The organism is Desulfobacca acetoxidans DSM 11109 (assembly GCF_000195295.1).
Classification (GTDB): domain Bacteria; phylum Desulfobacterota; class Desulfobaccia; order Desulfobaccales; family Desulfobaccaceae; genus Desulfobacca; species Desulfobacca acetoxidans.
In genome coordinates this window covers 2,292,423-2,306,288 of the sequence record NC_015388.1, presented here as the reverse complement: position 1 = coordinate 2,306,288, position 13,866 = coordinate 2,292,423, and the positions used below count along the sequence as shown (strand labels likewise).

Sequence of the window (13,866 nt, the reverse complement as noted above, 5' to 3'; positions counted from 1 at the left end):
GGACCATGACTCACAGGACCTATCGCACTCGCATGGCCAGGAGCGGTCTGGTGAGCTTTCAGGTAAGGATGAGAGAGACGGATTTGATGATCCTGGCCGAGCGGAATCTCAGCGACGCTGCCATGATGGTAGTCATGCAGCAGCGCCGCCAATTGGAGCACTATATCGCCCAACACCCGGGGTTTTTGGAAACACTGATTCCCTGGCCCCCAGATGTCCTGGCGCCATCTCTGGTACAGGCCATGATCCGGGCTACAGCGCAGGTTAACGTCGGTCCGATGGCTGCAGTAGCGGGGGCCATCGCCGACGCCGTCGGACAGGAGTTATTGACCCGCAGTCAAGAGGTCATAGTTGAAAACGGCGGCGATATTTTTCTGAAAATCACGGGGCCAGCAACCATGGCGTTGTTTGCCGGCCGGTCGCCTCTGAGTCTGAAGGTGGGAATCCGCCTCCAACCCGAGCAGACTCCCTTGGGGGTCTGTACTTCCTCCGGTACAGTGGGACATTCTTTGAGCCTCGGACGAGCCGACGCCGCCTGTGTCCTGGCTTCCACTGCCATCCTGGCCGACGCGGCCGCGACGGCCTTAGGGAACCGGGTGAAGGAATCAAAAGATATCCCTGCGGCCCTGGAGTGGCTAGGCGACATCCCTGACGTCTGGGGAGGCATAGTCATAGTGGGGGAAAAGTTGGGGGCATGGGGTGAGGTTGAGCTGACGCCCCTGTAGGCAGGACATTTAGTTCTTGATAACAACTAATTAGTCTCCACCCGGGAAGTCCTTTATCTTCGGGGTCATCCCTTGTAGGGTTGGGTAACCCCGGCCCAACAAACTAAAACGCCAGAGTCTAGGAGCCGCCAAGACGCCCGACTTATTGAAGTCGCTGGCCGGTGAGCTGGATGAAGACGTCCTCCAGGTTGGCCTGACGGATGATTATTCCCTGATGATCTTCCTGGGCGAGTGCGTAAGCCTGGTCCCTATCGCGAACCAACTGATAGTGACGTCTGCCGTTGTCTGTTGATTCAACCACATAACCGCCCACCAGACGCATCAGGGCCTGAGGAGAGTCTACTGCGATAAGGCGGCCCTGATTCAAGATACCCACCCGATCGCAGAGTTTTTCAGCCTCCTCGATATAGTGAGTGGTCAACATAATGGTAATGCCATCATTGTGGAGTTGTTGGATCAGGTCCCAGATCTGGCGGCGAATCTGGGGATCTAAACCGACGGTAGGCTCATCCAGAAACAATACCCGGGGACGCGACAGCAGGGCCCGCAGGATCAACAGACGGCGCTGCTGTCCGCCAGAAAAAGTCCGCACCAGATGGTGTGCCCGGGTGGTCAACTCACCTAATTCGAGCAGCTCCCGGATGCGGTTTTTCAGATCCTGGGTCTGGTAAAGTTTCCCGTAAATGAGGAGATTTTCATAAGCGGTCAATTCTTTGTCGAGGTTAATCTCCTGGGGACAGACGCCGAAGCGTTGCTTGACCAGCAGCGGTTGCTTAACCACGTCAAAACCTTGAATCCAGGCCTGTCCCCGGGTTGGTTTCGTAAGGGTGGTCAGAATCTTGATAGTGGTTGTCTTACCAGCCCCGTTGGGTCCCAGCAGAGCAAAAAGCTCACCCGGCGCTACCTGCAAGTTTAAATCTTGCAAGGCAGTCACGGATAGATAGATTTTGGTTAATCCGGCGGCAATGATCATCTCGGTTTACAAATCGTCCCTCGTTTTGTTATATAATACCACTTTACCGTGGCAACTCGTCCATTAAAAAGTAGTACAAACCTCCGGGTCTGCGTCATGAGGAGCCACAAGATGGGAAATAACTCCTGCACAGGCTGGAAAGCCTATGCTACCAGAAAAAACTGCTCCAAAAGTATTTAGGGCAAAAAATTTAGCGTTAGTACTGTCCACCCTACTTTTAAGAATTTCGTTTTCTGGGAAAATTAAAGCTTAGTTTCAGTTAACTGAGTTGTTACCAATTTTTTCACTCCGGACTTCGGATTGAGGACTTAGATTTTTTATGCACAAAAGAGAAGACTTACGCAATTTAGCTATCATTGCCCATGTGGATCACGGCAAGACCACTCTGGCCGATGCCATGTTATGGCAGAGCGGCATCTTTAGGGCCAACGAGCAGGTGGCGGAACGGGTACTCGACAGCCTGGACCTGGAGCGGGAAAAGGGCATTACCATCATGGCCAAGAATACGGCAATAACCTACCGCGGGGTCAAAATAAATATTGTGGATACTCCCGGTCACGCCGATTTTGGCGGCGAGGTCGAACGCACCCTGAACATGGTGGACGGGGTCATGTTGCTGGTGGACGCCACCGAAGGCCCGCTGCCCCAGACCCGCTTCGTATTGGGCAAGGCCCTGGCCAAGGGACTGCCGCCGATTGTAGTGATCAATAAAATTGACCGTCCGGACCGGCGCCTTGATCAGGTGCTGGAGGAAATTTACGATCTGTTCATTGATCTCGATGCCACCGAAGAACAGCTTGATTTTCCGGTGCTCTACACCAACGCCAAGGCTGGCATTGCTCTGACTGATCCCAACGGACAGGGCCAGGATTTAGCCCCGCTCTTTGAGACTATTCTCTCGGCCATTCCCGCTCCGGTCTATGATCCGGCGGCGCCGCTGCAGTTTTTGGTTACGAATCTGGAGTATAGCGATTACGTGGGGATCATCGCTGTAGGCAAGGTAGTAAGCGGCGCTCTGCGACCCGGCCAGGATGCGGTCCTGATTAAACGGGGTGAAACGGTCGGCAAGGCCCGTCTAAGCCAGGTTTACACCTATGAGGGGCTGCAGCGCCTCAGCGCCGACGTGGTGCAGGCAGGGGATATTGCTTCGGTGGCGGGGGTTCCAGATGTTTTTATCGGCGATACCATAGGCGATCCGGAAGACCCACGGCCCCTGCCCGTCATTACCGTCGAAGAGCCCACTATCGCCATGGTTTTTTCGGTCAATACCTCGTCCTTGGCCGGCCGGGAGGGCCGGCTCCTGACTTCTCGCCACATCAAAGAACGGTTGGAGAAAGAAGTTCTCTATAACGTCAGCATCCGGGTGGAGCAGGCGGAAAATCGTGATTCCTTCCGGGTAAGCGCCCGGGGGGAATTGCAGCTCGCCGTCCTGGTTGAGATGATGCGGCGGGAGGGGTTTGAACTGTCCCTGTCCAAACCCAAGGTCATAACCCAGAACCTGAACGGGGCCGAGGTGGAGCCCCTGGAGCTGGCCGTGGTGGATCTTCCGGAAGAATATGTGGGTGTCATAACCGAAAAACTGGGGGTGCGCCGGGGCCGGCTGACCGATATGATTAACCACGGTTTCGGCCGGGTGCGTCTCGAATTCGAGATTCCTTCCCGAGGTTTGATCGGTTTTCGGGGACAATTTCTCAATGATACTCGGGGAACCGGCCTGCTGAATACTTTACTTATCGGCACCACAGCCGTCAGTGGAGATGTTGCCGGCCGTCCCAACGGGGTGTTGGTTTCCGACCGGTCCGGCAAGGCGGTGGCATACGCCATTCATCACCTGCAACCGCGCGGGACCATCTTTGTTAATCCCGGCGATCCGGTCTATCGGGGGATGATTGTCGGTGAGAATTCCCGCACCGACGATATGTGGGTCAACATCACTAAGGAAAAAAAGCTTACCAATATCCGGGCCGCCGGCAGCGATGAAGCCCTGCGCCTCATTCCACCCCGACTCTTTACCCTGGAGCAGGCCATGGACTACATCAACGACGACGAACTGGTGGAGGTGACGCCTCGGTCCATTCGGCTGCGCAAATACTCGGTAGAATGAGACGAGGCCTCCAGACCATGCCCCTTTTGGAGCCTCTGTAAATTTGGAGATGGCATTAACAACCTCAACAGACCATGATAAGTTCATCAAACATGAATATCTTATTTTGTTCACTTATCTTGACATCTAGGGTTCATTCATAATTCTTCCAAATACCCCTCACTTTTGATACTATCGCCACCAGAAGCAGGCCGATGGCAGCTATTTCGCATATCAGGAGGAACCAGAAAAAGCCTTGCGTCAGCATTATCAACCTCCTTTGGAAGCCATAAATATGCATATTCGGTGCCAGATCCACATATGATCGTGAAGTGGCAGCTTTCAAAGATAGGATGATAATGAGCCAGCTAGCCTATCCCATATCTTTCCTGATTTTTATTGCCATTGTTAAACCTTGGCTGAGTTTCCCCACCCGGTCTGCGACTGAAAGGGGTGAATCCGGTACTCGCCCCAAGTAACTTATTTTCTGATAAAATGAAGTCATGCTTCTGTTAACTGAAGTGTTGCGAATTTTCTAATATTTTCGACCGCCGCTTCTATTATTTAAAGGAGCCGGTGTCTTTGGATGTCTTTTGCCCTAAACGAAGGATATTATCCAAGCTTGCCCTCTTTTTCTAAGACATTCAGCCAACCCTGGCTGCGCGGTCTGATTTTGGGAGTGCTGGCCTTCTGGGTGGTCACCCCTGCCAGCTTTCTGACCTTAGGCCGATTTTTGGAAAATCGCGCCCTGGACTTCTGTTACCAGTGGCGTTCTGCGAGTTCCTGTCCTACCGATATCCTTATCGTGGGCATTGATGAGGCCTCGTTCCAGGAACTTCGCCATGCCTGGCCATGGCCCCGAAGCTGGCACGCCCTCTTGATCAAACGCCTGAGAGAGGCCGGTGCGCAGGTGATAGCCTTCGATGTCCTTTTTGCCGACCCCACCTCTCCGCAAGAAGATCAGGTTCTGGCGACAATCATGCAGGAGGCCGGCAACGTTGTCTTGGCCCAAACTTTTGAGGTAGTGCAAGGGCCGGGGTTTAACCGCCAGATTTTGGTGACGCCTCTTCCCCTATTGGCCACTGCGGCCAAAGGCGTAGGTCTGACAATGGTGACACCCGATCCGGATGGGGTAGTCCGGCGCTTTCAGGTAGAATTAGCCGGTCAGCAAACCATGGCCTTGCTTGTCGCACGTCTCTTTAATCCTCAGTGTCATATTCCTTCGTCTTGCTCCGGCCTGATAGAATACAGCGGTCCGGCCCACACCCTGGATATCGTATCTTACTATCAAGTTGTCGATCCGAATTATCCTCTGCCAACCGATCGTATCCGCGGCAAAATCGTCCTGGTGGGACGTATGCTGGAGGCTGCTCTAGTCCCGCAAGGTCAAGCCGATGCCTTTTATACGCCTCATTACTCCCTCACCGGACAGATGATGACCGGCGTTGAAATCCAGGGGAATATCATCCACACATTGCTCTGTGGCACTGCCGGCCGCACAATTCCCGACGGGCCTCGGGTTTTGCTGTTTGCAGTAGTGTTGATTGCCGCCGCCTACCTTTTTGCTCGTCTGAGCCCGCTATCCGGCCTGATCGGCTTGCTCGTGCTCCTCGGCGTTATCTTGAGTGGTTCGGTGTATCTCTTTCTCGCCCATCGCCTGTGGGTTCCGCCGGTTTTGCTGAGTAGTGGCCTGATCTTGATTTACGGCGGTAATTCTTTCGGCCATTATCTGCTGGCCGCCAGGGACAAACGCTGGCTGCGGCAGGCCTTTTCGCGCTATGTCTCGGATTCGCTGGTAGAGATCATTACCTCCTATCCGGAGCGCCTTCGTCTGGGGGGTGAGGAGGTTGAAGTCACCGTCCTGTTTTCCGATCTTGCCGGATTTACTTCCATCTCGGAGCACCTGTCTCCAGAAAACCTGATTCACCTCCTGAACGAATATTTCACAACGATGACTGAGGTTATTCTTAATTGCCGGGGGACGGTGGATAAGTACATCGGCGACGCTATCATGGCTTTCTGGGGGGCCCCCATTCCTTCCTCCCGCCATGCCCTGAACGCCTGTCTGGCCGCACTGGCCATGCAGGAAGCCCTCCAGCCATTGCAAGACGGCTGGCGGGCTCGAGGTCTCCCATGTCTCACCGCCCGACTCGGCTTCCATACGGGCAAGGCCATCGTTGGCAATGTCGGCTCCCGGGATCGTTTTAATTATACTGTCATGGGAGATGCCGTTAATCTGGCTTCCCGCCTGGAGGGAGTTAATAAAATCTACGGAACCTCTATATTGGTGAGTGAATTCACGTATCAGTTGGCCGCTGCGGAATTTGTCTTTCGGGAACTGGATCAGGTGCAGGTCAAGGGACGGAGTCAACCGGTGACTATTTATGAGTTGCTGGCCCAGCGGGAGGACAACATCCGGTTTCCCTGGTTGCATACCTTTGCAGCCGCTTTACAGGACTACCGGCAGCGGCAGTGGGATCGGGCTGAACGATTATTTCAGGGAGTGTTGGCCCAACGACCACAAGATCAGCCAACTCTCTGCTTCTTGCGGCGTTTGCAGCGTTATCGGCAAGACCCTCCTCCTCCTGATTGGCAAGGGGTCTATATTCTGGAGAGTAAATAATAATCCGGGGACCGAGTGCAGGGTCTGGGAGGGGTGCGCCGGGTTATACTTCTGAAAGTACTTCACCGGCGCGCCATTCCAAAGGTTCAGGAGTCAGAGATACCCTGCAGGATGCGGAGATGATCTTCGACGCACTCCTGCAGCACTTCCAGATTATACCCGCCCTCGAGTACTGTAATAATACGGGAGTTGCAGTGTTCCTGGGCAAATGCCGCCATGAGGCGTCCCATGTGGGCATATCCATCCCGGCTTAGCTCCATATGTGCCAGCGGGTCATCGGCGTGGGCGTCAAATCCCGATGATATCATTAAGAAATCCGGGTGAAAAGCAACTAAGGCGGGGATCACCCCTTCTTGAATCGTTTTTAGATAGGTTTTATCGCCGCTCCCGCGGGGGAGGGGAAAATTGAGAGTAAAACCCAGGCCGGCCCCTTTGCCTTGCTCGTTCTGACGTCCGGTGCCAGGATAGCAGGTAAACGGGTCTTGGTGTAAAGAGATATAGAAAACCGTAGGATCGGTCTCAAAGAGATGTTGGGTGCCATTACCGTGATGGACGTCCCAGTCGAGGATGGCAATGCGCTCCAGGCCGTATTTATCCTGCAAATACCGGGCGCCGATAGCGATATTGTTAAAAAAACAGAAGCCCATGGCCTGGGCGTGTTCCGCATGATGTCCAGGGGGGCGGACGGCGCAGAAAGCGTTGTGCGCCTTGCCGGTCATCACGGCGTCACAGGCGGCTAGAACACCGCCAACGGCCAATAGGGCGATAGCATAGCTGTCGGCGCAGATACCATTATCAGGGGATTGAAATATCCTCATTTTTTTCTCACAGGCAAGACGGAACCTTTCAAGATAATCCGGATCATGGAGTCTGGTAATCCGGTCCAGGGGCGCCTCATAGGGCTGTATTAAAACCAATTCATCTATAAGTCCTGAGGAGATTACCCGCTGCTGAATGGCTCGCAAGCGGTCCGGCCGCTCCGGATGATAACCTCCGGGTTCGTGTTTGAGATACCGCTCATCATAGACATAACCGGTGTTTGCTTTCATTATAACCATGTCCCTTCATGCTTTTATAAAAACAGTGGGCGGTGGGCAGTGTGCGGTGAGCAGAAAAAGCATTATTGTGAGCAGCCACCATGGTTCTGTTTTTATGCTTCGTTGTATTCCTCAGAACCTGAGGACTCATATTGACCTAGCATGCCAACTTATCCCGGACATCCCGGTCTGTAAAGACCTTTTTTCCTAAGATACCGAACAAAAGTTCTTCTCTCTCTTATCATTTTCTGCGGGTTACGGTATGACTCAGGTCGGAAGCCTTCGCCTCAATGAAAGCCCAGCAGTGATTAAGGGAGAGATCGAACCTCCTTTTCTTGCCCACTTCTTTTGTCTAGAGGGCTTTTAATTTGGCTTCATGATAAGATACAATTAACCTCAATCCAATTACTCAAGGATCGTCGGGCCAGAATCTGGCGGTGGGCAGTGTCGCCCTCTTATCTGACTTTCAACCGTGAACTCTAAACTTTTTAAGACAGGACAGGATTTTCCATCTGATGCGAAAGGAAGACGGGACATGTATACAGTCGTTTTGTTGCGCCATGGCGAGAGCGTGTGGAATAAGGAGAATAAGTTCGCCGGCTGGACGGATGTCGGGTTGTCGCCAAAGGGCGTTCAGGAAGCCATAGAGGCAGGCCGTTATCTCAAAAAGGAAGGCTACGTCTTTGATCTGGCGTTTACTTCCGTTCTTTCTCGGGCCATCAAGACCCTGTGGCTGGTTTTGGAAGAGATGGACCTGATGTGGATCCCGGTCTACCACAATTGGCGTTTGAACGAACGGCATTACGGTGCTCTCCAGGGACTCAATAAAGTGGAGACGGTCAATACCTTCGGCATGGAGCAGACTCAGATCTGGCGCCGCAGTTATGACACCCCGCCTCCGCCGCTGACTCAGGATGACCCCCGGTGGCCGGGAAATGACCCACGGTATGCGTCTCTCAAATCGGAAGAGATCCCCTTGACCGAGTGTTTGAAAGATACCGTGGCCCGATTCCTGCCTTACTGGCATGAGACCATTGCCCCTACCATCAAGACCGGCAAACGGGTGCTCATTGCAGCTCATGGAAACAGCCTCAGGGCGCTAGTGAAATATCTGGACCAGATTTCAGATGAGGCGATTGTCTCCCTGAATATCCCTACGGGAATTCCTCTGGTCTATGAATTAGATGAAGGTCTTAAGCCCATCCGGACTTTTTACCTGGGCGACCCAGAAAAGGTGCAGGCAGCCATTCAGGCCGTGGCCAACCAACTCAAAGGCGGGAAAAAGTAAAGGCGGCAGGATACAGGCGCAAGGCGGACAAATTAAGAAGGCCGGTAACGGGGACCGGCCTTTTTTTGTCTTCGGATGTCTTTACACTGAATTTATTGCGGAGTTTCGGCAGCCTTCTTGGCTTTTTTACCCTTCTTGGCTTTCTTGCCTTTCTTGGCTTTCTTCACCTTTTTGGGGGCTGCTTCCTCGGCAGCAACAGAAGGCTGCTCACTGGGCGGAGTTGCTTGGGCCAAAGTAGTGCCCACAACGCCAAAAGTAAATAATAACGCTAAAATAAATGATGCCAACTTCTTCACTGCTGCTTACCTCCTCTGAGGCTGAATAAAGTTTAGTGATTATCCAAAATCTCACTGCTAGCAGATGATAGCTTTTTTATCGAAGCCGTCAACAAAAAAACTAGAGAGAAAGGATAATTTTAATAACATACTGATATTATAATCCTAATAAGTATCCATCGGAGTTTAGATGCCTTTTTTGGCAAAGAAGCGGAAAAGGGCTAGGCCGCCAGCGATAAAGAGAATAATAATCAGCCAATGGTTGAGGCCGAGCAGCTGGGGTAGAGTAAGTTTCCCATAATTTCCCCAGGTGTAAACAGTGGTTTTCAAAAAAGGATAGATTTCGGCGAATAAGGCAGCCCCAACAAGCATGCCGGCAATACCCCAGAGGGCGTCCCAACGGCCTTCAGCAACGGCGCCTACGGCAGTGCCCGGGCAGTAGCCGATCAGACCCCAGCCCAGGCCAAAAATAAGACCGCCCAGGATGTTGGCGCCCAATTGAGTGGATTTGACCGAAATCTTTGCCAGTCCGGCGTCCTGCAGGGCGTAGATGCCCACCAGGCCTACCAGGACGCTGGAAAGCATAAACTTGATGATCGTCATGTCCTGAAGGCGGAGAGCGCCGATCTGCTTATCATAACGCAAGACCCTGGCTTTCTGGAGCAGAAAGCCGAAAACTATGCCGGTGATGAGGCCATAGAGGAGTTTGATCATGAGGTCTCTCCTCTGCCGTATAACAGGCGGGCCATGAGCACACCTCCTAGAAAGAAGCAGATGAGGACAATAAAACTACTGACGGCAAGCTGCATGGAACCGCTCAGCCCATGGCCGCTGGGACAGCCGCCGGCCAGGCGGGCCCCCAATATGGCCACGATGCCGCCACCGAAAGCTGCCAGCCCGCGCTTAACCGGGTGCGGTCCGAAGCGCTGGTACCACATATCCGGTACTGCCTGGCCATGAAAACTGCCGTCGGTGGTCGCGGCGATGAGAGATCCCAGAAAGATGCCAAATACAAACATCCATTGCCAATCAATCTGGGGAATTTCCTTCTGGAAATAAGCCAGACTGGCGACGCGCTCCGGGGAGAAGATTTTTTCCAGCATGCCAGCGGACTTGGAGAACGTGGTGGAGGCCCCGAAGTATTTACCGGTGATCCAGACTGAAAAAATTGCTGCCAGTCCGCTAAGGGCGCCTGCCATATAAGGGTTCCAGCCGTCGTGTTTTAACAGGTTAACAGCCATATCAGCTCAACCTCGCAAACTCGTTACTCAATTAGCTGAACTAGTGCTATTGCATACTATTGTTAGGCCTCTTGGGCCATATTGTCCAATAATCTAGTCATGATTCTTTCGATTTCCAGGAAAAAATCAACCGGCGCCAACATTTCCGCCGGTGACTGGATAAAAGGAGCCTCAACCAATTCACCGCCGCAGTGCCGAATTAATCTGCTTACACTATCCGGGGTGGATTCCAGGTGGAATTGCAGGCCTGCAACACGATTCCGGTAGATGAAAGCCTGGTTGGCACAACCACGGCTAGAAGCGATAGGCACGGCGCCGGGAGGCGTTTGAAAAGTGTCACCATGCCAATGAAAAGCAATGAATTCCGGCGGTAAGCCTACAAGCAGCGGCGAATCGATTGCGGATGCGGTCAGGGAGACCGGAAACCAACCGATTTCCTTAAATTGGTTGCGTGAGACAGGACCGCCCAGAACGTCGGCAATGAGCTGCGCCCCCAGGCATACCCCTAATACGAGTTTGCCGCCGGCAATGGCGTCAGCGATAAACGTTTTTTCCCGGGCAAGCCAAGGATAGCGGTCTTCCTCGTAAATATTCATCGGGCCGCCCATCACTACCAGCCAATCAACGGACGACAGCGGTGGCGGACTGTCATTTTCGTACCACCGGGTATGGGATACAACATACCCCCGATTCCTGGCCCATACACCAATATTGGTCAGATCTTCAAACGGGACGTGTTCGAAGGAATGCAGTCGCATCTTAATTTTTACCTTTCAAGCATTGATTGCCGATATAACTACTATTGCCATAATCGATATATTATCCGCGAATCACAAGAATGACATATAGGCTTCTGGCAGCCGGCTTATTCGAACCTCTGGTCGAGTGCCGAGAACATGACCCGCATACCTTACCATAATAATTATGTCCTGTAAAACCTGTTCGCCGAAAGTGATTGCTGTGTGTTTGTGAATTGAGTTTTGAAAAATTTCCTGATATAAGAAGTAAACGTAACCAGCAAATTATGCAGTCTGTCTAATAGCGGATTTAACTTTACGGTTATGAGGATAGGGCGATGAGAGAAAACCAATGGCGGGTGTTCTGGCTGGCTTTGGCCGCGGTAATGATTTTCGGAAGTTTTTTGGGCTGCGCCTCTATGGAGGAAAAGAGGGATAAGTTTTTAAAAGAGGGCAAGGAATTGTATGACAAGGGCGATTATGTACGCGCCCGGTTACAGTTTAAAAATGCTGTGCAGATAGACCCTAAATATGCTGAATCCTTCCTGTGGGTGGCCAAGACCGAAATAAAACTGCAAAATTATCGAGGAGCTTTTGGCGCCTTGTCACAAGCAGCGGAGCTGGACCCAAAATTACTGGAGGCCCAAATATTGTTGGGCCGGATTTATCTGTCAGGTAAGAGGTTAGACGAGGCCGAAGCCCGGTTGAAAACAGCTCTGGAGTTGGCGCCCAAGAACTCAGACGTTTTGCTGTTGGCGGCCTCTTTAGCGGCGGCACAAGGAAAACTGGAGGCTGCCATAGAAAAATTGCAGGAAGCCAAGCAATTAGACCCGAAAAAATATGAGGTCTATCTCATCCAGGCGCAGATGGAATCCAACCGAAAGAACCTGGAGCGCGCCGTTGCCATATTGGAGGAAGGGATTAAGGCCAATCCCGACAGTGAGGAACTCCTCCTGGCGCGGGGACGGGTGGCCGATGCGCAAAAACAATTTCCCGAGGCCGAGAAGTATTTTCTCGAAGCAGTAAAATTAGAGCCCCAAAAAGCCAGCCTGCAGTCGGAATTGGCCCGACACTACATTTTGGCAGGACAATTGGATAAGGCCGAGCAGGCGTTGCATCAGCAGTTAGGGTTGGAACCGGATAACGAGAAACACGCCGTAGCCCTGACCAAATTCCTGGTAGGTAGAGGCAAAGTTAAAGAAGGTGAACAGGTTTTAAAGGATTTTGCCGCCAAACATCCTGATAATAATGCAGCCCGATTTGCCCTGGCCGATTTTTACCTCAGCCGCCGACAAGAAGGCCGGGGGCTGAAGACACTGCAAGAGATAGTCGATCGTGACCCCACCGGGCCATCAGGGTTGCAGGCCAAAGGTCGGATGGCAATGGTGCACGCCAGTCGGGGGCGGGTGGCAGAGGCAGAAAAATTGGCTTCAGAAGTATTGAAAGAAAACCCCAAAGACATGGTTGCCACTCGCACCATGGGGCTGCTGGCCCTGTCCAAGAAAGATGGATTGGCGGCAGTAAACAATTTCCGCCTCATCACGCAAGATCAGCCCCAAAATCCGGAAGCTCGCCTGTTATTAGCCCAGGCCCATCTGGTGAACAATGAGTTGGAGCAGGCCAAGGAGCAGGCTAAAAAGGCCCTGGAATTGAAGGCAGATTACCTGGAAGCCAGGCGGTTTCTCTATGGCCTGTACCTGCGAAACAAGGATTATGACGGTGCCATCCAAACTATCCAGGGATATTTGCGATACAATGAAAAAGACCTGTTCAACCTGCTGGCGCTGGGGGAAGTGTATCTAGCCAAGGAAGATCTGGCCAAGGCGCGCGCCACCTTCCAGAAGGTGATAGCGCTAGATCCAAAAAATCCGATAGGCTACTTCGAACTGGCCCGTATGGAGCTGAAGCAGAAGCAGACTGATCAGGCTGTTAAACACCTGAAACAGGCATTGGAGCAAGATCCAAATTTTATTAAAGGATTGCAATTACTGACTGCCATTTATCTGGAACAGGATAAACCTGTTCAGGCCGTCGAAGTGTTGCGCCAGAGTCTGGCCCGTAGTCCGAACAACCCCGTGATTTTGCAGATGCTGGGGGAAATTTTTCTGGCACAAAAGAAGTCTGATGAGGCCGCGCAAGCTTTGGAAAAGGCTTTTACCATCAATCCCCGGCAGTTGTCAGCCCTCAGACTGTTAGTCATTGCCTACCAACAGAATCCGGATGTGGACAAAGTGAAGATGGAACTCGAGGCCAAGACCAATGATCCCAAGGCCCCGCCGTTTTATATCCTGGCACAGGCAATGTTCTATGAACGGCTGAAGGACTATAATAAAGCGTCGGAAGTTTATAATCGCATGATCGAAAGAAATCTGTTTCCAATTTTGGCCAAGAACAATCTGGCCTATTTATTGGCGAATCATCTGCAGTCTCCGGAAAATTATCAGAAAGCCCTAACCTTGGTTTCCGAGGCTCTGGAAGAATCACCGGAAGATCCCAATATCCTGGATACCAAAGGCTGGATTTTGTGCCAACAGGGAGATTTTCCCCAGGCGGTCACTTATCTGGAACAGGCAACGGAAATTGCCCCAAATAACCCCGCTCTCAAATATCATCTGGCTTACTGCCTCGCCAAGTTGGGGGACAAGGAAAAGGCCATCGGCACGCTGGAAAAGCTCCTCGAGATTAAGGTGAAATTTCCTGAACGAGCCGCTGCCGAGACCCTGTTGCTTGAAATCAAGTCCGGCAAAGAACCGCAAAAACCATAAAGGCCAGGCTATTCTTTTATCGCGTCAGGGGCTCCCCAAGGGTATCTGGGGAGCTTTTTTTCTTAGGGGAGCACTTCTTCCACCTGATATTCATATGATGTCAAATATAGAGTATTAAT

Annotated in this window: 11 protein-coding genes; 5 read left to right on the top strand and 6 right to left on the bottom strand. The window is 52.2% G+C overall.

Translation table 11 applies throughout. The features are described 5' to 3' along the window. Positions 1 to 5: 5 nt before the first annotated feature. Entirely contained in the window at positions 6 to 725 is a 720-nt protein-coding gene (locus tag DESAC_RS10290) for a UPF0280 family protein (protein ID WP_013707007.1), read from the top strand. Positions 726 to 867: 142 nt separating this feature from the next. Here DESAC_RS10290 and DESAC_RS10285 read toward each other — a convergent pair whose 3' ends face one another. Further along, positions 868 to 1,698 carry an ATP-binding cassette domain-containing protein gene (locus tag DESAC_RS10285; protein ID WP_013707006.1) on the bottom strand — a complete coding sequence of 277 codons (831 nt, stop codon included), beginning with the start codon at positions 1,696 to 1,698 and terminating at the stop codon, positions 868 to 870. Positions 1,699 to 2,017: 319 nt separating this feature from the next. Between DESAC_RS10285 and typA the strand changes: the two genes are divergently transcribed. Both typA and DESAC_RS10275 read left to right on the top strand, forming a co-directional pair. Next, positions 2,018 to 3,802 (top strand): translational GTPase TypA, encoded by a 1,785-nt coding sequence (typA, locus tag DESAC_RS10280; protein WP_013707005.1) that lies wholly within the window; start codon positions 2,018 to 2,020, stop codon positions 3,800 to 3,802. Between the two features lie 601 nt (positions 3,803 to 4,403). Then, a complete protein-coding gene (locus DESAC_RS10275; RefSeq protein WP_041284483.1) occupies positions 4,404 to 6,404 on the top strand; it encodes a CHASE2 domain-containing protein in 2,001 nt (666 codons plus the stop codon). An 86-nt stretch (positions 6,405 to 6,490) separates the two neighbouring features. On the opposite strand, the gene DESAC_RS10270 is transcribed toward DESAC_RS10275, so the two are convergent. Further along, positions 6,491 to 7,453: a histone deacetylase family protein gene (locus tag DESAC_RS10270; protein WP_013707001.1), complete on the bottom strand. Its 963-nt coding sequence runs from the start codon at positions 7,451 to 7,453 to the stop codon at positions 6,491 to 6,493. Between the two features lie 523 nt (positions 7,454 to 7,976). On the opposite strand from DESAC_RS10270, the gene gpmA reads away from it, so the two are divergent. After that, a complete protein-coding gene (gpmA, locus tag DESAC_RS10265; RefSeq protein WP_013707000.1) occupies positions 7,977 to 8,729 on the top strand; it encodes a 2,3-diphosphoglycerate-dependent phosphoglycerate mutase in 753 nt (250 codons plus the stop codon). 92 nt (positions 8,730 to 8,821) lie between these two features. On the opposite strand, the gene DESAC_RS10260 is transcribed toward gpmA, so the two are convergent. The 4 genes from DESAC_RS10260 to DESAC_RS10245 all read right to left on the bottom strand — a co-directional run bounded on the left by DESAC_RS10260 (position 8,822) and on the right by DESAC_RS10245 (position 11,003). After that, positions 8,822 to 9,025, bottom strand: a complete 204-nt coding sequence (locus tag DESAC_RS10260; RefSeq protein ID WP_013706999.1) for a hypothetical protein — start codon at positions 9,023 to 9,025, stop codon at positions 8,822 to 8,824. A 165-nt stretch (positions 9,026 to 9,190) separates the two neighbouring features. Beyond that, a complete protein-coding gene (locus tag DESAC_RS10255) occupies positions 9,191 to 9,718 on the bottom strand; it encodes a DUF6691 family protein (protein WP_013706998.1) in 528 nt (175 codons plus the stop codon). After that, complete coding sequence (locus DESAC_RS10250) at positions 9,715 to 10,245, bottom strand: YeeE/YedE thiosulfate transporter family protein (RefSeq protein WP_013706997.1); 531 nt, start codon at positions 10,243 to 10,245, stop codon at positions 9,715 to 9,717. Before DESAC_RS10250 ends, DESAC_RS10255 begins: the two co-directional genes overlap by 4 nt. 62 nt (positions 10,246 to 10,307) lie before the next feature. Further along, positions 10,308 to 11,003, bottom strand: coding sequence for a type 1 glutamine amidotransferase (locus DESAC_RS10245; RefSeq protein WP_013706996.1), 696 nt, complete (start codon positions 11,001 to 11,003; stop codon positions 10,308 to 10,310). 317 nt (positions 11,004 to 11,320) lie between these two features. On the opposite strand from DESAC_RS10245, the gene DESAC_RS10240 reads away from it, so the two are divergent. Then, positions 11,321 to 13,747: a tetratricopeptide repeat protein gene (locus DESAC_RS10240; protein ID WP_013706995.1), complete on the top strand. Its 2,427-nt coding sequence runs from the start codon at positions 11,321 to 11,323 to the stop codon at positions 13,745 to 13,747. Positions 13,748 to 13,866 lie beyond the last annotated feature (119 nt).